Source organism: Reichenbachiella sp. MSK19-1 (genome assembly GCF_003590315.1).
Lineage (GTDB): Bacteria > Bacteroidota > Bacteroidia > Cytophagales > Cyclobacteriaceae > Reichenbachiella > Reichenbachiella agariperforans.
In genome coordinates, this window is record NZ_MIER01000016.1 from 784,892 (window position 1) to 804,979 (window position 20,088).

General features: G+C 43.9%; 19 protein-coding genes. 8 read left to right on the top strand and 11 right to left on the bottom strand.

What is annotated here, in order from left to right:
• Positions 1–333: 333 nt before the first annotated feature.
• From BGP76_RS15985 to BGP76_RS15995, 3 genes are read right to left on the bottom strand one after another with little or no spacing between them, the layout of a single operon-like run.
• The gene (locus tag BGP76_RS15985; protein WP_255416148.1) at positions 334–2,862 is read right to left on the bottom strand and encodes an ABC transporter permease; all 2,529 of its coding nucleotides are present in this window, start codon (positions 2,860–2,862) and stop codon (positions 334–336) included.
• Positions 2,863–2,888: 26 nt separating this feature from the next.
• Entirely contained in the window at positions 2,889–3,590 is a 702-nt protein-coding gene (locus BGP76_RS15990) for an ABC transporter ATP-binding protein (RefSeq protein ID WP_119845415.1), read from the bottom strand.
• A 45-nt stretch (positions 3,591–3,635) separates the two neighbouring features.
• Entirely contained in the window at positions 3,636–4,385 is a 750-nt protein-coding gene (locus BGP76_RS15995) for a LytTR family DNA-binding domain-containing protein (protein ID WP_073121011.1), read from the bottom strand.
• 139 nt (positions 4,386–4,524) lie between these two features.
• On the opposite strand from BGP76_RS15995, the gene BGP76_RS16000 reads away from it, so the two are divergent.
• Positions 4,525–4,896, top strand: a complete 372-nt coding sequence (locus tag BGP76_RS16000) for a MotA/TolQ/ExbB proton channel family protein (protein WP_158584303.1) — start codon at positions 4,525–4,527, stop codon at positions 4,894–4,896.
• A gap of 67 nt (positions 4,897–4,963) precedes the next feature.
• On the opposite strand, the gene panD is transcribed toward BGP76_RS16000, so the two are convergent.
• The gene (gene panD, locus BGP76_RS16005; RefSeq protein WP_289847948.1) at positions 4,964–5,326 is read right to left on the bottom strand and encodes an aspartate 1-decarboxylase; all 363 of its coding nucleotides are present in this window, start codon (positions 5,324–5,326) and stop codon (positions 4,964–4,966) included.
• Between the two features lie 157 nt (positions 5,327–5,483).
• On the opposite strand from panD, the gene BGP76_RS16010 reads away from it, so the two are divergent.
• Positions 5,484–6,179, top strand: a complete 696-nt coding sequence (locus BGP76_RS16010; RefSeq protein WP_119845417.1) for an arylesterase — start codon at positions 5,484–5,486, stop codon at positions 6,177–6,179.
• A gap of 10 nt (positions 6,180–6,189) precedes the next feature.
• The gene (locus tag BGP76_RS16015) at positions 6,190–7,611 is read left to right on the top strand and encodes an alanine/glycine:cation symporter family protein (protein ID WP_370453803.1); all 1,422 of its coding nucleotides are present in this window, start codon (positions 6,190–6,192) and stop codon (positions 7,609–7,611) included.
• 81 nt (positions 7,612–7,692) lie between these two features.
• On the opposite strand, the gene BGP76_RS16020 is transcribed toward BGP76_RS16015, so the two are convergent.
• The 6 genes from BGP76_RS16020 to BGP76_RS16045 form a co-directional block, all read right to left on the bottom strand.
• Positions 7,693–9,132 carry a TolC family protein gene (locus BGP76_RS16020; RefSeq protein ID WP_119845418.1) on the bottom strand — a complete coding sequence of 480 codons (1,440 nt, stop codon included), beginning with the start codon at positions 9,130–9,132 and terminating at the stop codon, positions 7,693–7,695.
• Positions 9,125–12,292 carry an efflux RND transporter permease subunit gene (locus BGP76_RS16025; RefSeq protein WP_119845419.1) on the bottom strand — a complete coding sequence of 1,056 codons (3,168 nt, stop codon included), beginning with the start codon at positions 12,290–12,292 and terminating at the stop codon, positions 9,125–9,127. The genes BGP76_RS16020 and BGP76_RS16025 overlap by 8 nt, the downstream gene beginning before the upstream one ends.
• A 30-nt stretch (positions 12,293–12,322) precedes the next feature.
• Positions 12,323–13,408, bottom strand: coding sequence for an efflux RND transporter periplasmic adaptor subunit (locus tag BGP76_RS16030; protein WP_073121000.1), 1,086 nt, complete (start codon positions 13,406–13,408; stop codon positions 12,323–12,325).
• A gap of 290 nt (positions 13,409–13,698) precedes the next feature.
• On the bottom strand, positions 13,699–14,142 hold the full coding sequence (locus BGP76_RS16035) for a hypothetical protein (RefSeq protein ID WP_119845420.1): 444 nt from the start codon (positions 14,140–14,142) through the stop codon (positions 13,699–13,701).
• A gap of 118 nt (positions 14,143–14,260) precedes the next feature.
• On the bottom strand, positions 14,261–15,229 hold the full coding sequence (locus BGP76_RS16040) for a YpdA family putative bacillithiol disulfide reductase (protein ID WP_119845421.1): 969 nt from the start codon (positions 15,227–15,229) through the stop codon (positions 14,261–14,263).
• A gap of 3 nt (positions 15,230–15,232) precedes the next feature.
• A complete protein-coding gene (locus BGP76_RS16045; RefSeq protein WP_084190423.1) occupies positions 15,233–15,808 on the bottom strand; it encodes a 5-formyltetrahydrofolate cyclo-ligase in 576 nt (191 codons plus the stop codon).
• A 124-nt stretch (positions 15,809–15,932) separates the two neighbouring features.
• On the opposite strand from BGP76_RS16045, the gene BGP76_RS16050 reads away from it, so the two are divergent.
• The 3 genes from BGP76_RS16050 to BGP76_RS16060 all read left to right on the top strand — a co-directional run bounded on the left by BGP76_RS16050 (position 15,933) and on the right by BGP76_RS16060 (position 17,494).
• Positions 15,933–16,478, top strand: a complete 546-nt coding sequence (locus BGP76_RS16050) for an RNA polymerase sigma factor (protein WP_073120994.1) — start codon at positions 15,933–15,935, stop codon at positions 16,476–16,478.
• Positions 16,475–16,738, top strand: a complete 264-nt coding sequence (locus BGP76_RS16055; RefSeq protein WP_073120992.1) for a hypothetical protein — start codon at positions 16,475–16,477, stop codon at positions 16,736–16,738. Before BGP76_RS16050 ends, BGP76_RS16055 begins: the two co-directional genes overlap by 4 nt.
• 78 nt (positions 16,739–16,816) lie before the next feature.
• Positions 16,817–17,494 (top strand): energy transducer TonB, encoded by a 678-nt coding sequence (locus tag BGP76_RS16060; protein ID WP_119845422.1) that lies wholly within the window; start codon positions 16,817–16,819, stop codon positions 17,492–17,494.
• 77 nt (positions 17,495–17,571) lie between these two features.
• Here BGP76_RS16060 and BGP76_RS16065 read toward each other — a convergent pair whose 3' ends face one another.
• A complete protein-coding gene (locus BGP76_RS16065) occupies positions 17,572–18,759 on the bottom strand; it encodes a sodium:calcium antiporter (RefSeq protein WP_119845423.1) in 1,188 nt (395 codons plus the stop codon).
• A 337-nt stretch (positions 18,760–19,096) separates the two neighbouring features.
• On the opposite strand from BGP76_RS16065, the gene BGP76_RS16070 reads away from it, so the two are divergent.
• Both BGP76_RS16070 and BGP76_RS16075 read left to right on the top strand, forming a co-directional pair.
• On the top strand, positions 19,097–19,507 hold the full coding sequence (locus BGP76_RS16070; protein ID WP_073120986.1) for a hypothetical protein: 411 nt from the start codon (positions 19,097–19,099) through the stop codon (positions 19,505–19,507).
• A gap of 54 nt (positions 19,508–19,561) precedes the next feature.
• Positions 19,562–19,957, top strand: coding sequence for a hypothetical protein (locus BGP76_RS16075; RefSeq protein ID WP_073120984.1), 396 nt, complete (start codon positions 19,562–19,564; stop codon positions 19,955–19,957).
• Positions 19,958–20,088: the final 131 nt, after the last annotated feature.

Here is a 20,088-nt window from a genome sequence, read left to right on the forward strand (position 1 = left end):
CTATGAAGATGACCAAGCATCTGCTAAAATCCAAGACAATCTACGTCAAAGGGGCTGGAGACAGGGAAGTCTTATTATAAGGCTGACCCCTCTAGGGTTAGGTGATCATAAAGTACAGGTACGAGAGGCCTTGATTTTATTACTAAACCTAGATGGGGGCCTATATGGCAAACGCCATCAGTGAGCAGCTGATCAGGGTAATGATCGTTATGATTTTAAATACTTTCATTTGTTTGTGATTTTATTTCTTGACAAACAAACGAAGTGCCACCACTAGGATTGTGCTATAAATTATTTTTGTTACCTATTGATTTCCAGTGTCTTATTATGTTTTTAGTTTTCTCTTCGGAGAATCGTTAAGGGCATTTCTCGGAGGACTGGTCTCATATTGAGTAAACCCATTACCAAAGTGGCAATGATCACAGCGATGAATATATACACAGTAGACATGTAATCTATGCTATAGGTTGCATCAAAGAGCGTCACGGATAGCACCCAAGTCAATAGATGAGCGGTGATGAGCCCCGTCAGTGATGCAATTGATCCTAGGGCGAGGTATTCGATAGTGATAATGGCAATGATGTGTTTGGCTTTTGCACCGAGTGTGCGTAGGAGAACACTGTCTTTGACACGCTGTGATTTGCTCAGCATGATGGAGTTGATCAAGACAAGTAATCCTGTCATTACGCTGATCAGTGCCATGAAGCGGATGACGAAAGAAATCTTGACGAGGACTTCTTCGATTGTTTTCAGCACCAGCTCGAGATCGATGATGGAGATGTTAGGAAACTGGCGTACGATGGCTTGTTGGAAGGTGGCAGACTGCTGGTTGTCTTTGACTTTGGTTACGAGTACATGAAACTGTGGTGCTTCTTCTAGTAGCCCTGAGGGGAACAGCACGAGGAAGTTCGTCTGTATTCTGCGCCAGTCGATTTTTCTAAAGCTTCCGATATAAGTTTTCATAAGAGCCCCTTGCACATTGAAAATGATTTCATCACCTAGTTCCCATTCTTGTCGCTCTGCAAACCCTTCGGCGATTGATATGAAGATGGAGTCATTGGCTTGGTAGGGATGAAGGGCACCCTTGGTGATGGTCTCGGAACTGATGAGGCTGTCCCGGAATGTCACGCGGTATTCTCGGTTATAGAGCCAGTCTGGGATTTCCAAAGTAGAGTCTTGGCTAGCCTGTTTTTTCGTGATCCCGTTGTACTCTAGTAGGCGCATCGTCACCACAGGTACATCCTGTATGATGGGTAAGTCAAAGTCCGTGACGAGTGTTTCCAAGGCGGGTTTTTGGTGTGATTGGATATCAAATAGAACCATATTAGGACGCTCTTCGCTCCCTGCCATCGTGATCTGATCCAATAACACATGACGAGAAAAGTACATGATGGAGATCAACATGGTACACATACCGACGGTGATGATGAGCAGGCCTGTTTGGTTTTTGGGTCGGTGTAGATTGGCAATCCCATGACGGAGCAAAAAGCTCCATTTAGGGGAAACCATAGTCTTGGCGAGGTAAATAAGCCCTTTAGAAAAAAGCCAGAGAATCAGAAAAGTAACAAAGAGACCTCCGATGAAAATCGCTGCTTGATCCAACTCTTGGATTTGTAGATAAGAAAACGAAAAGAGGAATAGCGTGATCACACCAAATAAACTACTTTTCAGAATTAGATTTTTTTGGTCATCTCCACCTGACTCAAACTCTGCTCTGATGGAGTTGAGCGGAGAGATTTTGAGTATGGATAGGAGAGGTAGGAGCGAAAACAGTACGGTGACAATCATGCCAATGGCGACACCTTCTAGAGCGACTAAGGCATAAAATCGTGTTTGTATTGAAAATGGGATCAGACCTTCTACCAACCTTGGTAGAAACAATTGTAGTCCTGTACCAATGGTGGTGCCAATTAGTGAGCCTAACAGCCCCATGGTTAGCACTTGATAGAAGTATATATAGAATGCCTGGCGCCCGCTCAGTCCCAAGCAGCGCAAGATCGCAACGGATCTGCGTTTCTCTCCAAGGTAGCTGTAGACTGCTCCTGCTACACCGATGCTGCCCAGCAAGAGCGCAATGAAGGCCGACATGTTTAGGAATACAGTCGTATTGTTAAAGGCGATACTGGTGTTCTTTTTTCGTTTGTCTACCGTCTCGTAGCGCAGTGCTAATTCTTCAAATCGTGTTTCGTAGGTCTCATCGAATTCCTCTTCGATAATTTCTTGATCTGTTTTGAAGAAGTACGAATAGTATACGCGACTGCCACGCTCTACGAGTCCAGTTTGTACGAGGTATTGGTGAGGGATATAAACGACGGGAGCTACAGCGGTGTTGATGCTGTTTTGACCGGGGATGCTTTGGAGTTTCCCTATGATCTGGAATTCTAGTTGCCCTATCTTGACGGGATCACCGATGTTGGCATTGTACTGCATCATCAGTGTCTCATCTACTAGAGCGAATGCACCAGTTTTAAAGTCTGTTGCTGCTGAAAGTGGTAAGGTTTCAATCTCGCCATAGTAAGGATAGTCACCTTCCAGTGTTCGAACCTGTATCAATCGCGTGCCACCAGTCTGCGGAAAGTAGATCATCGAAGAAAAACGACTTTGTAAAGAACGTGTCGACCCCAAGGAATCTATAAAACTCATTTGTTCCTCCGTAAAAGGCTGCTGAGAGTAGACCTCTAAGTCTGCACCTAATAGGGACTTAGATTGGTTATTGATCTCGTCGTTGAGGTTTTCTTTGAAGGAGTTGATGGCAACTAGTGCCGCTATGCCTATCGTGATGGATAGTGTGAATAGTAGGAGTTTGGATCTGCTGCGTCGGCTGTCTTTCCAGGCCATGCGGAGTAGCCAGGTGTGGGACATTTGTCTAGGAACTAAATGCGGTGATTTCAAGATTGAGCGTGTGTTTGGCTGAGGAGATCGGATTCAAATACTTTTCCGCCCTTGAGACGAATGAGGTGGTCGGTTTTGTAGGCGAGCTCTATGTCGTGGGTCACGAGTACGAGGGCAGTGCCCTTGTCTCGGTTGAGGTCGAAGAGCAATTTTTCGATTTTAGCACCTGTCTCTTCGTCTAGGTTGCCGGTGGGTTCGTCGGCGAAGAGGATTTTGGGACGGTTGGAGAAGGCGCGTGCCAGTGCTACTCGCTGTTGCTCTCCTCCTGAGAGTTGGGACGGGTAGTGGTTTTTTCGATCTGCCAGCCCGACTTGATCGAGGAGAGCTGTAGCTTCTTGAAGTGCATTTTTGTCACCGAGGAGTTCGAGGGGGATCATTACATTCTCTAGTGCTGTGAGCGTAGGGATCAGTTGGAAGTTCTGAAAGACAAAGCCTACGTTTTCGTTGCGTACTTGCGCTTTTTGATCTTCGCTGAGTTGATCAAGGGCGTGCCCTGCTATGCTGACACTGCCTGTATCGATTCGATCTAATCCTGCGCAGAGTCCGAGTAGAGTGGTTTTGCCACTGCCAGAGGGACCTACGATTGCAAGGGATTTTCCTGCTTCTAGACTGAAGGAAATTTGATCTAATACGGTAAGGTTTTTTTCTCCGCTTTGGTATGTTTTGGAGAGCTTGTGAACTTCTAAGATCTGTGACATAAAGGATACTATAAGTCACAATTTACGGGATATGAGCCAAAGGGTTTAAGCTTCGAGGCTCCTAATTGCCTTTTGTTTGTAGGTTCTGCTGATGGGAAGGGTGAGTTCACCGATTTGAACTTGATCTTTGGCGAATGCCGTGACGTGATGACGATTGACAAGGAAGGAACGGTGGATACGGATGAACTGGCTGGGTAGGCGATACTCGAGTACGCTGATTTTTTCTTTGGTGGTGATTTTTTCACCCGAGAGGTGAATCGTGACATAGTCGCTGAGGCTTTCGATGTAGTGGATGTCATCGAGGTTGACAGGGCGATTTTTGCGATTTTCTTTTATGGTAATGGTGGTGGTACTTGCTTTTTTGACTTCTTCTTCGAACCGAGAAATGGATTGTTGGTTTTGAAAATAGAACCGAACCAAACGAACGAAGGAAAAACCAAAAACGACAAAGTATAGTGCTAGGGTCAATATGGACACGTCTGTGGTGATGGGGTTCATGTTGGTGAAGTCATACTCGGCGAGTACAATGAAGGCGGTGGTGATGACGAGCATCTCAAGGTTGAGCGAGATGATTAGTAGATAAAAGCTGTAAAGTACAAACTTGCCATAGCGCTGCATGAACAAGTACTTAGGCACTAAATAATAGTTGAAATAGTAAGCCGTACCGACTGTCATCGGGAGTAGCAAGCAGACGAAGTAAAACGACTCTGAAAAGCTGTGATAGGATTTGCCAAAGATCAAGGTGAGCAGCAGGACGATGACGATCCAAAAGAAAACATGTCGAGTGATTTTCATGTCGCTAAAATGTTGAATTAATACCGAATATCGAACTTTTGTCGACGAGTAGCAGGTTTAGGACTGGATTCTGCATTGACATCAGGCTGTGGCTGACTCTACCTTTGATTTTATATTTTTCACTTAAATTTAAATGATCATGGTAGAATTATTTTACATGGGCGGAAGCCTTTTTATGGGTGTGTTGACATTGTTGCTGATGGGGATAGTGGCGATAACAATAGCTCAATTTATTGCTCTTTTCAACGGGAAAGCTGTGGATGTCAGTTGGGTCAAGTCTATAGGGTTGTTTGCTTTGGTGTTTGGCGTGCTGGGGCAGTTCATTGGTCTGTATTCGGCTTTTCAATCCATAGAGCAAGTGGGACAAGTATCTCAGGCCTTGTTGGCCGGGGGATTGAAGGTGTCTTCGATCACCAGTATGTATGGGATAGCAATATGCTTGATTTCTTACCTGCTGTGGTTTGGTCTCAAGATGGCTAGTGCCAAAATGATAGCGAGACAGGCTGTTTGATGAGGGATAAAAAAAGGATGCTGGAGAGTCATTTTCAGCATCCTTTTTCTACGATAGGTTCAATGGCTTAGAGAAAGCGGTTGAGCTCTACGGATTCTTCGAGGTATTCCACGAAGTTGTTGTCTTTGTCCAGTAGAATCACACTTGGAGTGATGTCTTCATTGGTGAGTTCGTACCCGATGATGATGATCTCTTCGCCTTCACCGATGAGGTGAGAGGCAGCACCATTCATACAGATTTCTTTGGATCCACGGTCTCCTTCGATCACGTAGGTTTCTAATCTAGCACCTGAAGTGTTGCTCACGATTTGGACTTTTTCGCCCTTTTTGAGCCCTACCATATCGAGGAAATCCTTGTCAATAGTAATACTCCCCACATAATTCAGATTCGCTTCGGTGACTACCGCTTTGTGAATCTTTGATCTCATCATCCATCTCATAATCAAGTCGTTCTTGTATGGTTCAGCACTTACGTTGTGCCCTAATGCAATGTTGTTTACGAAACGCAAAATTAATTATTAATTTATTTCAAACCATTTAGGATTAGAAAGTTAATTTTGGTTTCTTATCGAAATACACCCGAAAATCATGTGCATTAGAAACTTACGGATACCCACGACGGTTTTTCTGACGATCTTTTTTTTGTCGATCCTGACCAGTTGTAGTTCAGATCAAAAGCAAAAAACAGCATCTAATTCAGAAATTGAAGAGACCAAGCAAGTCGCAGATGAAGAGAAGAAGACCATACTCTTCTTTGGCAACAGCATCACTGCGGGATACAAATTGGACCTGACCGAAGCGTTTCCAGCTTTGATTCAGGAGCGATTGGACTCAATGGAATTGCCCTATCAAACGATCAATGCAGGTTTGAGCGGAGAGACTACTGCTAGCGGGGATGCTCGGGTGGAGTGGGTGCTGAAGAATCCGATCGATATTTTCGTCCTAGAGCTTGGCGCAAACGATGGACTGAGAGGCGTGAGTACGGAGGAGACTCGAAAAAACTTACGGTCGATCATTGACAAGGTCAAAGCCAAATACCCAACCTGTCAAGTGGTACTGGCAGGCATGATGATCCCTCCGAACATGGGAGCGGACTATGCGGAAGATTTTCAGCGCATCTATCCAGAGCTCGCCGCGGAGTACGAGTTGCCGTTGATTCCGTTTATCCTGCAAGGTGTAGCGGGCATACCCGAGCTGAACTTAGAAGATGGGATACACCCTACAGCTGAGGGGCATGCAATCTTAGCCGAGAATGTATGGGCTGTGCTACTGCCTTTGCTGTAAATCATTTACAATGAACACAGTTTGGGGTCAGGAGGACTCTGGACTTTACTATTTTCACTCCTTTATGGATTTTTTATACACGTTAGAAGATTTTTTTAAGCAAGCAGAATCATTTGTATGGGGCAAGCCTTTGCTCTTTTTGTTGATCGGAGGAGGGCTCTTCTTTATGCTCTACTCTAGGTTTTTGCCTTTTCGTTACCTCGGGCATTCGATCAATATCCTTCGAGGCAAGTACGATAGCCCAGAAGAGAAGGGTGAGATTTCTCACTTTCAGGCCTTGTCTGGCCATCTGGCTGCTACCGTAGGTATGGGCAATGTCAGCGGCGTAGCGCTGGCGATCGTGGCAGGCGGGCCAGGAGCAATATTTTGGATGTGGGTCAGTGCTTTTGTAGGTATGGCGACCAAGTTTTTTACTTGTACGCTGGCGGTGATGTACCGTGGCTATGATAGTGAGGGACAGATACAGGGTGGCCCCATGTATGTGATTCGAGAAGGGATGCCCAAATATTTCAAACCGCTGGCCGTGTTTTTTGCGGTAGCGGGGTTCTTTGGTGCTACACCTATTTTTCAAGCCAATCAGATTGTGCAGGTCACACGTGAGGTGCTCATTCGTCCACTCGGTTGGGTAGAGGGGAATGAGTTCTTGGTGGATCTTTCGCTAGGGATGGTTATCGTGTTTTTTGCGGTACTTGTGATTTTTGGGGGGATCAAACGGATCGGTGAAGTAGCGTCACGCTTGGTACCGCTCATGGTCGTAGTGTACATCCTGAGCGTACTTGTGATTATGGTTGTGAACTGGAGTGGTGTGGTTGATAGTTTCTTTTTGATATTCGAAGATGCGTTTCATGCGGACGCAGTGCTGGGTGGTGCTGTAGGTGCGATCGTGGTAGAGGGAGCCAAACGAGCGGCGTTTTCCAATGAGGCAGGTATTGGTACCGCACCGATGATGCACGGAGCAGCCAAGACCGACGAACCCGTGCGGGAAGGGCTTGCGGCCATGCTGGGGCCATTCATTGATACGCTGGTGATCTGTACGATGACGGCTTTGTGTATCCTGTCGACTGGGGTCTGGACGGAGACAGGCCTGGATGGGATTTCTTTGACAGCCAAGGCTTTTGATGTGTCGATTCCTTACCTGGGGCATTATATACTCCTTGCTTGTGTGCTGATTTTTGCCTTTACGACGGTGTTTGGCTTTTCGTACTTGGGACAGAAATGTCTTTCTTTTTTGGTGGGCGTCAAGTACGCGAAGTTCTTCAACTACTGGTATGTAGCCATCATTTTGATTGGTTCGGTATGGAGTCTAGACGGAGTGGTGAGCTTGATCTTCGTGATGTATGGTCTGATGGCGATCCCCACCATGGTGTCTGCGATCTACCTTGCACCCAAAGTGATGCAGGCCGCTAAAGTGTACTTCGCGAAAGTGGAGTGATCATTTGAGGGCAAAAGAAAAGCCAATCCACATACTCATGAATTGGCTTTTACAATTAAAACAGGGGTAAAAAGGGGTCTTTTATTCTTTCCATCCACCGCCTAAGGCTTGGTATACATTGACCTTGGCGTTTAGTTGTTTGATTTTGGTCTCTACCAATTCGAACCTTGACGAAAGTGCATCACGCTGCGTCATCAGTACTTCCATATAGTCTGCTCTGGCAGATTTGAATAGGTCTGTAGCGATGACGATGGACTCATTTAGTGTTTCTACTTCTTGCTGTTTCAAAGCATAGCTTTGTTCCAAGTTGCTAATATTGGAGAGCTGATTGATCACATCGATGTAGCCTTTTAGGATCACTCGTTCGTAGTTGAATACCGCTTGGATTTGTTTGGCATTTGCACTGAAGTAGGTAGCCTTGATGGCATTTCTATTGATCAGTGGCGCGGAGATATCTCCGACCAATGAGTAGAGCAGCGACTCTGGTGACTTGATCAGATACTTCGGATTGAAGGCTTGAAAACCGATGCCCGCTGAGATACCTATCGATGGATAAAACCGTGCTTTGGCTACTTGTATATCTAGTTTAGCTGCTGCTAATTCTAGTTCTGCCTGCTTGATGTCCGGTCGGTTGTCTAGCATCTGAGCAGGGATCCCGGCATAGACCATGTCTGGCACGAGACCATTAAATACCTCAGCGTTTCTTTCGATAGGTTGTGGGTACCGTCCGACCAGAAAGTTGATCTTGTTTTCCATCTCGATGATCTGCTGCTGGATACCATACTGAAGACTTTTCGTCCCGAGTACTTCTGCCTCGAATTTTCGCACGGGCAATGCCGTGACACGTGAAGCAAGCTGTTGCTGCTTGACGATCTCCAAGGCATTGCTCTGAATCTCGATGTTTTGCCGGACTATAGCCAGCTGATTGTCCAGGGCCAAAAGCTCATAGTAGGAATGCGCAATTTCTGCAATCAGATGTGTCACCATGAAGTTTTTGCCTTCGATAGTAGACAGGTATCTTTTGACCGCAGATTTCTTAGCATTACGCAGCTTTTTCCAGACATCAATCTCCCAGGTCGCATAGGCGCCTATGCCTAGCTCTGGTACTGGGTCTGGCATAGCCTTGCCTGGCTTGATGTCCGTCGTAGCTTCACTTGCTCCTTCAGGTGTATAGCGTCCGACTTTCTCAAAACCTGCACCAGCCCCTACGCCTACAGAAGGGAGGTACTCTCCTTTTTTCGCTCTCACCTCGAACCGAGCGATTTCTATCTCTTGCAGTATGATGTTCAACTCCTGATTGTTGATCAGTGCGGTATCGATCAGTGCTGTGAGGTAGGGATCGTTAAAGTAATCCTGCCATGCTATATCGGCAGTGTTGGTAGAGTCCTGTACGTCGTTGAAACGGTCAGGAACTACCTCTGTGTTTTCGGTTTTGGTAGTGGCTAGGTCAGGCGCACAGGCCCATAGGCCAGATGCGACTGCTGCTGCTACCAAACTCTTCTTCATGGCTCTTTTAATCATGGTGCGAATGGTTTTCAGTTAATGGCTCGAAATCTTCATCTTTGATCATCTGGCGTCCTTCTGCCAATGATCCGAATATGTAGTACAGTCCTGGGACGATAATCACCCCGAATACTGTACCGAACAGCATACCTCCCAGTGCTGATGCACCGATGGTCTTGTTGCCGATGGCCCCAGGGCCATGTGCCAGTACCAATGGTATCAATCCTGCGATGAAGGCGAAGGAAGTCATCAGGATAGGACGAAAACGTACTTTGGCTCCCTCTATGGCAGCATCCAGTACCGTCATGCCCTCTTGATGCTTTTGCACGGCAAATTCGACGATCAATACGGCATTCTTACCCAATAGCCCCACCAGCATGACCAGTGCAACCTGCGCATAGATATCATTGGACAAGCCCATCGCTTTGATGAATAGGAAAGATCCAAATACCCCAGCGGGTAGTGAGAGTACTACAGCTAGTGGGAGGATGAAACTCTCATACTGTGCAGACAATACAAAATAGACAAAGATCAATACAATGAGGAAAATATAAACTGCTTCGTTACCACGAGAAACCTCATCTTTTTGGAGTCCAGCCCAGTCTATGTCAAAGCCTCTTGGCAGTTTCTCAGCGGCTACTTCTTGGATCGCTTTGATCGCCTCGCCACTACTGTACCCTTCTGCTGGTGCACAACGAATCGACGCTGTGGTGTACATGTTGTAGCGGTTGATCTCGTAGATCCCTTGCGTCTTTTTGATCCGCATGAAAGCCGAATAGGGCACTTCTTCACCGACATCATTTTTGACATAGAGCTTCATGATGTCCGTGGGTAGTTTTCTAAATGACGGATCAGACTGCACAAATACTTTGAAAAAACGACCAAACTTGATAAAGCCCAGATCATAGGTACTACCTATCATGATGGAGAGGTTGTCCATCGCTTTACCGATTGAGACTCCTTTTTGCATGGCTAGTTCGTTATCGATTTCTAGCTCATATTGAGGGTAGTCTGTTCGGTAAAAAGTAAACAAAGAGGTTAGCTCTTCTCTTTTGGCTAGCTCGTCCATAAAGGCTTCATTGACCTTGCCCAATCGCTCGTAATCTATGTCTGTATTTTTGTCCAATAGCTGTAGTGCAATCCCTCCTGCTGCACCATAGCCTGGCACGGCTGGTGGATCGAAAAACTCGATTTTCGCACCTGGAATACTTTGGGCTTTTTCTTCCAACTCTTCGATGACCTCTTTGATACCATGGTGTCGTTCACTCCATGGGTCTAAGTTGATCAGCAATGTACCAGAATTGGACCCTCTACCCTGTGTTAGGATTTCATATCCTGCTAGCGAAGAGACTGATTTGACTCCATCTACTTGGAGCGCTTTCTTTTGGAGGTCTCGGCTGATAGCATACGTCCTCTCCAAAGTAGACCCTGGAGGTGTCTGCAGTACAGCGTAGATCATCCCCTGATCCTCGGATGGAATGAAACCTGACGGTAAGTATTTGGTAATCCCTAACGTACCGACAGCAAAGGCAATTAACAACCCGAAGGTCACGACACGACGATTGGCGATGACTTTGAGTAGACCGACATATTTACCTGTGAGCTTTTCAAATCCACTATTGAAACCATCCATCGCCTTGGTAAACATGTTTTTCTTCTTTGGTTTGCCATGATCATTCTTGAGAATGATTGCGCAGAGTACGGGAGTCAAAGTCAAAGCAACAACCCCCGATATTACGATGGATGAAGCCATAGTGATGGAAAACTGTCGATAGAAAATCCCGACGGGTCCAGACATAAACGCTACGGGTACAAATACTGCTGTCATCAACAGTGTAATCGCGATAATTGCTCCACTGATTTCACCCAGCACTTCCTTTACTGCCTTAAACGGCGAGAGATGTTTTTCTTCCATCTTCGCATGGACGGCTTCTACTACGACAATCGCATCATCGACGACAATACCGATGGCAAGTACTAATGCAAAAAGCGTAATCATGTTGATATTGAGTCCAAACACCTGCATGACGAAAAACGCCCCTATCAGCGATACAGGTACCGCTAGCGTCGGGATCAGCGTAGATCGCCAGTCTCCGAGAAATATAAACACCACGATAGACACTAAAATAAACGCATCTCTCAAGGTGTGAATCACCTCATCGATTGATGCATCTAAGAAGTTGGATACGTCGTAGCTGATTTCGTATTCTATCCCTGGAGGAAAATCTTTTTTCATTTCTTCCAGCTTGGCTTTCACTTCCTCGATTACTTCAGTCGCATTACTCCCATAGGCTTGGTTCAGAGTAATCGCTGCTGACGGGTATTCATCTTTGTTAGAGTAGATGTCGTAGTACTCACTACCGAGCTCTACATCGGCGACATCTTTCAGTCGCAGGATTTCCCCATCATCATTGGCACGAATGATTACATTTTTGTATTGGTCGGCATCACTATAGCGACCCTTATAGGTCAGTACATACTCGATAGCTTCAGATCTTTTACTATCGGCACGACCGAGTCGACCTGGAGATCCTATGATACTTTGTTCGTTAAGTGCATCCATGACCTCTTCGGACGAGATATTATAGGCCCGCATTCGGTCTGGATTTAACCAGACTCGCATGGCGTACTGACGACTACCTACGATCTGAGCCAGGCCGACCCCATTGATCCGTTGTAGCTCGGGGAGCATGTTGATGTAGGCATAGTTGAAGATGTACTTCATGTCTACGTTGGTTGTATCTTTACCATAGAGGTTGACATACATCAGCATGTTTGGCATCAGTCGCTGAACCCGTAGACCTTCCAGCTGTACAATCGCTGGCAGTCGGTTCTTCATTTGCTGCACCCTGTTGTTGATGTTGACTACCGCTTGGTTCGGGTCACTTCCTTTGTGAAACACAATCTGAATATTGGCTTCCCCAGAGCTCGCTGCGGTGGAGAACATGTACTTCATCCCCGGTACACCGTTGATTGCTTGTTCTAACGGGATTAGCACCGAGTTAGTCAATACTGTCGAACTAGCGCCTGGGTAAGATAGATACACCACAACCATAGGTGGGGCGATATCGGGAAATTGGGATTTAGGTAGTGTTTTGATGGCGAGTGCCCCCATAAACATAATGACCAAAGAGATCACGATGGCGAGTGCAGGCCTACGTATAAATTGCTGAAACATTGTTATTTTCTTTTAGTGCTTGATATAGGATTACTCTGCGTGCAATCTCAAATGAGAAATGACTTCTTTGGGTTCTTTGAACTCATAGTTGATCTTGTCATTGTTTCGCACGAGGCGCAAACCTTCAAGAAGAATTTTGTCACCTTCGTCTAGGCCGCTATCGATGACAAATAGATCGGACATTTCAGCACCGATGGTAATGATTCTGGATTGTATTTTATTGTCTTTGTCGACGACATAGACGTATTTTTTGTCTAGGACTTCAAAAGTTGCTTTTTGAGGTATGATTAATGCGTCCTTGAGGTCTACTCTCACGACAACATTGCCCGTCTCACCGTGTCTCAACAGACGGTCTGGGTTAGGAAATGTCGCTCTAAAGGCGATGTTACCCGTTTGGTTGTTGAAATCCGCCTCTATGGTCTCTACTACACCTGTTTGGTCAAACATCTTGTTGTTGGCCATCAGTAGATTGACTTTCATCAGACTGCTGTCTTTCTTTAAGTTGAGTCTGTAGTCTAGATACTCTGCCTCTGGGACGTTGTAGTAGACCCACATTTTGCTGTTGTCCGAGAGGTCGGTGAGTAGATCCCCTTCGTCTACTAAACTTCCTGGTCGTTTGTGAAAACGATCCATGATACCCGAAAAAGGAGCTTTGATGTCCGTGAAACCCAAATGAATTTGAGCCAGTGATAAGGCTGCTTTGGCTTTGTCATACTTGGCCTTCGTGAGTGCCAGTTCATTTGGCGCTACGATATTTCTATCAGCAAGGGACTTGGTGTTCAAATACTCAATTTTAGCAAATTCTGCTTCTGCTTCTGCTTTTTGGAGCTCGGCATTGTAGAGTAGTGGCATGATTTTGAACATCAACTGCCCTTTTTTGACAAACTGCCCTTCATCTACGAAAATATCTTGCAGATAACCTCTTTCGAGTGCTCTTAGTTCGATGTGACGAATGGAGCGGATTTGACAAACATAATCTTTGGTAATCGAAGTGTCCATTTTGATTGGACTAGTGACCAAGAACTTTGTTTCAAGTTTCTTGTGTTCTTTGTGTGATTCACAACTCGTGCAGTATATAGACGCACACAGAGCCATGAGAATGAGCATTTTATTCATGGTTTTATTTTGTAATAGGTGTTATTGATTATTTCCTAGGAGGATTAGCTTGTTTCCTCACCTCACATGACATGCTCCGTTTCCATTAAATGAACAGCACCTTTAACTAAAATAAAAATGTGTTTGTAGACATCTATTTCATTGTGATTTATATCCATAGAATTATGTCCGCAGTGTAAAATAGACGGAGTGATTCAAGGGTATAAAAGACATATAGGCTGCCAGTCACTGGAGGGAGTATGACAAAAAAGGGAGGGAGTAGATAAACTTAACTATCTACATCGACAGGATCATAGGATGAATACCTGAAAAAGAATATTGTTACTGGGGGTAGAATAAGTAGTCTCCGTGTAGGAGAGTAAGCGTTTGTTCAGCGCGATGAAGAAATGACCAAAGGTTGGTGTATCAAATATCGAGTTGAAGAAATTGCCATGCACGATATGCTTTTTATAAGCATGCAGTTTGTCATCTTCTTCTTTTTCTTCTTCGACTTTCTCTATAGCATCATCGTTGGCGTCACGGTGATGTTTCTCTTTGTCAGGAGTAGCGGCTTGAATCTTACATTCATTGCGTAGCGATTCGCCTTCTTTACTCTCAGAGGCTAGTAAAGCATTATCATGATAAGTAAAGATGTTTTCATCAAACGTATGCGCATACGACTGGCTGTATCCGTTCAGCAGTAGAACGAATAACACGAGTGGCGATAGTATATGTTTGACTATTTTACTTGGCATTTAAAGGCTAAAGTATAAAAATGATTTCTAATATAGGATCAATAAACTCTTGTATTTTATGTTTTAGGTAAAAACATTATCGTTTTCGGGGGGTGGCACTAGGAAAAGTGCAATTTACTCACCCAGATACAATATTTTCTACTATAACTTCGGCGTGCACTCTGGAGTTCTCGATGAACCATTTGTTGGTTTGCAATCCACCACATACTACGCCTGCTAGGTAGAGACCTGATACATTGGTTTCCATGGTTTCGGGGTTGTGGACAGGGGTCTTCATATTGTCTTTTCCGATCTCTATGCCCATGCCTTCTAGAAATGGAAAGCTAGGCTGGTATCCTGTCATAGCCAATACAAAATCATTTTCTATCGTTACCAGTCCTTCGGGCGTCATGATATCCACCTCATGCTCACGGATCTCAGCGATCGACGAACTAAAATATGCCTTGATAGACGATTCTTTGATCCGGTTTTCTATATCCGGGAGTACCCAATACTTGACCCGTGGGTTGATGGCTTCATGACGAATGACCATCGTGACTTCTGCACCTTTTCGATAGGTTTCTAAGGCTACATCGACAGCACTGTTAGCCGCTCCGATCACGACGATTTTCTGTCCAAAATAGGGATGAGGCTCATCGTAGTAGTGTTTGACCTTAGATAAATTCTCTCCTTTGACATTCAGCAAAAAAGGTAAATCATAGAAACCTGTCGATAAAACAACATGTTTAGACTGGTAGATGCCTTTATCTGTTTTGATGGCGAAAGTGTCCGTTTTTTGAACCGATTCGACTTTCTCGTACAGCTTGATGTCTAGGTCCCAGGTGGTGGTGACCCTTCGGTAATATTCGAGCGCCTCGGCTCTGGTTGGTTTACTGTTGTGAGAGATGAACGGAACTCCTCCTATTTCTAACTTCTCGGAGGTAGAAAAGAAGGTCATGTTCATCGGATAGTTGTAGAGTGAGTTGACCAAGCAGCCTTTTTCGATGATGACATAGCTTAGCCCTTTTTTCTTCGCTTCGATACCGCAGGCTAGACCTATCGGGCCGCCACCGATGATGATGACGTCATATATTTTCTTTTCACTCATGGATTAAAATTTGTAGTTCTTTAGCGGGGTAATACAATAGTCCAAAGCTACATCATACGAATCTACGTAAGGAATGATATCTAAAGGTGGAGACATGCTTAGCCCGACTTTTAGACAGTCGGGACGACAGCTACTCAAAAACCGATCATAGTAGCCCTTGCCATAGCCAATCCTATGTCCCCGTCTATCAAAAGTTATCAATGGCACGATTACCATATCTATATCATCCTCCAGTACAATCTGACCACTAGTAGGTTCTGGAATGCCCCATTTGTTGAACTGAAGCTGTTCTTTATTTTCGTAGCGGTAGTGTGTGAGTTGGTTCGTTGAGAGGTCTGACTTAGAGATGATGGTATCAATACTTTCAGAGATCAGGTGATCGATAATCAACCAAGTGTTGATCTCGCTCTGCTTTGTGATGGGTAGAAAAACATGCACATTTCGAACAGTTACTTGCGTCAAAAAGACTTTAAACTGACATAGTATCTTAGAGGCTATCTCTGCAGACATTTCAGCAGAGAGCATTTTACGTTTTCGGAGATAGACCGTTCTCAGTTTGGCTTTGTCAATGGTGCTCATGGGAGTTCAAATAAAGCCATTCGGGAGCAATTGACCATGAGAAAATATTTTTTCGCTCGAAAAATGTGACTTTATGTCCATCTTAGGATTATAACTATAAACTAACAAAGCGACGACCTGATCATTGGACTATTCAGAAGCAGATATCATCCAGCGTGCAAAAGCAGACATTAAGCATTTTGAGCCATTGTATAATAGGTACTATGAGTCAATTTTCCGCTTTGTGTATCGGCGTACTGATGAGGAGAGTGCCGCTGCGGATGTTACTTCGCGGGTTTTTATGAATGCGATGCAGGCCTTGCCTAAATATCAAGTGCGTGAAGTGGGATTTGGTGCGTGGCTGTACAAGATCGCGACCAATGAGACCAATAAGTATTTTCGTGAGACGAAAAAGCGGCAACATTTGAGTCTCGAAGATGAAAAGGTCAATCTCGTAATGAGCTGCGAGCAAATCGAGGATCAAGAAGAAAAGCAGACTGTACTGATGCAGTTGATCGCAGAGTTGAGTGACGATGAGATTCAGATTTTGGAACTCAAGTTTTTTGAAAGTAAGAATTTTAAAGAGATCGCCTTTATCTTAGATAAAAAGGAAAGTGGAATCAAAATGAGACTATACAGGTCTTTGGAAAAATTAAAGGAGAAGTTTGATTCATTAAAAAAGGAGTCATGACCAAATATGATATCAGATTGAGGAGGGGATCGGTGAAAAAAAGCCAGATCGATAAGCACAAAGATTTTCAATCTTTGAGTGATCTCGTACAGCGTGAAAAAAAATCCACTTCGTCGCGCAGAATGTGGTTGCTGTTAGTTGCGGCAGTCTTGATCTTCGGTATGCTCGTGATGGGGCTCATCCGTGTGACGACTCACTCAAAGCAACCGAAACAAGAAAACGTCGACCAGATGCTCTTCGACGAATTCAAAAGCGAATAAACTGTAATTAAGGCTCATCCCGGGAGTAGTCTTAATTCTGTGATTGAATAGATGTTTTAACCATTAAAATTTACAATTATGGAATTGAGGAAAAATCCAGCCTTCGATCTGGAACGCAAAAGAGGTATGTTTTTTAGTATAGGGTTAGTGACGAGCCTGTCATTGGTGTTAATGGCCTTCAACTGGCGAACAGAGGAGGTCGTGCCTCACCTGCCTGAACCAGAGGTAGAGTATGATGTGTTCTATGTCATCGAACCAGTAGCTACAGTGATCAAACCACCCGAAAGGCCTAAGGCACCTATTGAACGAAAATCTGTGCAAGCACCTGTCTTCGTCGAAACGCAGGAGGAGATAGAGGCACTCGTAGAGATTGAAGAATTGACCATCGATATTGATGATGTAGTAGTGGTAGATGAGGAGTTAGAAGAGGAAGAACCTGATGTATATATAGGTGTAGTCGAGCAGATGCCAGAACCTGTCGGTGGTATGGCTAGCTTTTATAGTCATATAGGGAGAGAAATGAAATACCCGAATCGCGCCAGAAGAGATGGTGTTGAAGGGCGCGTATTTGTGCAGTTTGTAGTAGATAGGGATGGTTCTATCGCTGAGATAGAAGTTATCAAAGGAATAAGTACTGACTGTGATGAGGAAGCCGCACGTGTGTTAGCCACCGTGCCTCGATGGAACCCAGGCAAACAAAGAGGGAAACCAGTTCGTGTGAGGATGATCGTGCCGATCGTGTTTAGACTCAACTAACCTATAAAAAAGGTCATTTCTTAATTTCTTTTAAGTGAAGTTAAGAAATGACCTTTTAAATTTTGAGGGTTCATGTATTACCTAATGCTAAATATTCTAACCGTTTCCACAAGGAAATCAGCAATACCTTGGGTAAACTCATTTCCAGAACCCCTACCTATAATGTAGAGTACGAATAGAACGTATATCGTCAATAGCGTAAACGCTTTTGCTTTACCTATATATTTAGAGGAGGTAAAAATAATCACTGCTATAGTTGTCAAGATTAGCAACAGCAATCTTAGCTCGCTACTGAGGTCTACGAGCTCTGGTGGCATATGAATAGGCCCATAAATAATTGTGAACAAGAATAGCGGAAACCCTAAAGCAAAACACACATCAAAGATATTACTACCGAGAGCATTCGAGATAGCATCATCATATTGTCCACGTTGCGCATCCTTAATAGAGATAATTGTGTCTGGAAAACTAGAAGCTGCAGATGCCAAAATCAATGCGACAAACATTAACGGGATATTCAACCCATTAAAAGTTCCTAAGTAAGGAACCACATAAGTATCAGCTCCCATCCATTCGCATGCCACCACCAAAAGATAACAGACCAATGCGATCGCTAAAGTTGAGAAAAAGAGTAATGGCCAAGCGTTTGATCCCGTGATCTTTCTTCTAATAAAAGTGTTCTCAAGGTCAAAGGTTAAAACACTCTTAAGAAAAGATGGCTTTGGTTCATCATCTTCATCCTCTTCCTCGGTAATATCTTCATTGGAATCATCAGACAATGCATTTTTCCCCATTGATAAAAACATATAGGCAATGTACACCAAGTAAACGCCCATGAGGATTAGGCCATGATACCAATCTAGCTCTGAACCACTAATCAAAATCAAGAAGATTAGTTCTGTGAGGATAAGTGCAATACCATCACGGAGCATTACTTTTTTAGATACTTCTATGCGTTTGGCAAGTCCGATCCCAATCACTGCGATAACAGAGACTGCAGGGATGACCATGCCGTTGAAGATTGCGCTACCCGCAGTAGTACCGATCCCTCCAGAAAAACCAGAAGCATCCTTGAGTACGAATAAAAAGAACATAGAAGTGAACACCTCGGGCATAGAGCTGGCAATCGCATTGATAGACGCTCCCCTCACACCATCAGAAAGATTTCTACCTATGTACTCCGATGCGGTCATGAAACCATCTCCAGCTCTCCAGATGACTACACAACTGATTGCAATTAGTATTAGCGGTATTATTATGCCCATTATTTAAGTTTTTTTGGCTTGGTAGTTTGTTGAGTTTTACATCTTGTGAATTATTCAAAAGATGTATAGCGCTGATTCAAAAACTAAATTACGCTATTTTTTTTATATCAATATTCACGTAAATCAAATAAGAACTTGATCTACCGTTTTTTGGGTATAGGATAACTACGTTGCAATACCTGAATTTGGATTTTTAGTATAAAAATTAATGAAATGGAGAGGCTTCTTTAAAGGATGGGCAGCCTTATCTAACGCTTTGTTTTAAGAATGATTTGTATAATGCGCTAATGTTCGATTTTTTTGTATCTTTAAATTCGAAGTATATAAAAACGAACCTATGGATTTTAAAGCTCAGATGAGTGTGATGGTACAGCTTTCTCTAGTAGATAATAAGTTGTCCAATATTGAAAAAAGATACATCTACGCCTTGGGTAAAGCGAACGCTGTTCCAGAGCGTGAAATAGATCAAGTTTTTGAAGATCATTTGAGTAGCAAGAAGATGGCCATGCCCGATTTGGGGCAGTTATCTGAAGATGAGAAGTTTGAGTACCTATATAACATTGTTCAGCTCATGAAGGTGGACAAGAAGGTTTATTTGAGTGAGATTAGATTCTGTCAAAAGTTGGCAAAGAAACTAGGTTACAAGGCTTCAGTCGTATCAGAGCTCAGTGGAGGGATATTCAGTGACCCTTCGGTCACATCTGATAGAGATTACCTCAAGACACTGATTCAAAAACATAAAGCATAATAAAGAAAGCGTTTTCTTAATCCTGAAAACAGATACCCCTTAAACTAGAACCGCATGAATATTAAATCACAACTCAGTATGCTCATCGGGTTGGCAAATATTGACAATGATTTTGCCGATGACGAAAAAGACATGATCTACATGGTAGGCAAGGCCAACGGAGTAGCCGAAAGTGAGATCGAAGACCTCCTCAAAAACCCCGTTCCATTACCCGACCTTAACACGATGATGGATGACGAAAAATTTGAGTATCTGTTTAATGTTGTTCAGTTGATGAAAATAGACAAAGAAGTTTTCTTGAGTGAGGTGAAATATTGTGAAGATGTAGCAGTAAAATTAGGCTTTAAAAAAGCTGTGATAGCGGAGCTCTCTTCTAAGATATATTCTAATCCGGCGATTACATCTAACAAAGAAGCGTTGAAAAAAGCTGTGATGAAATACCAAAATTGATACCCATTGATTTCTGGTTTAAAAAGTTAATAATAAGGGGTGTAGCCCCTTTTTTTACGCACTACTAAAATGAATCTCTACACATGATTTTTTCCGCTTCATTAGTATGCAAAAATCCTTACCTTTGCACC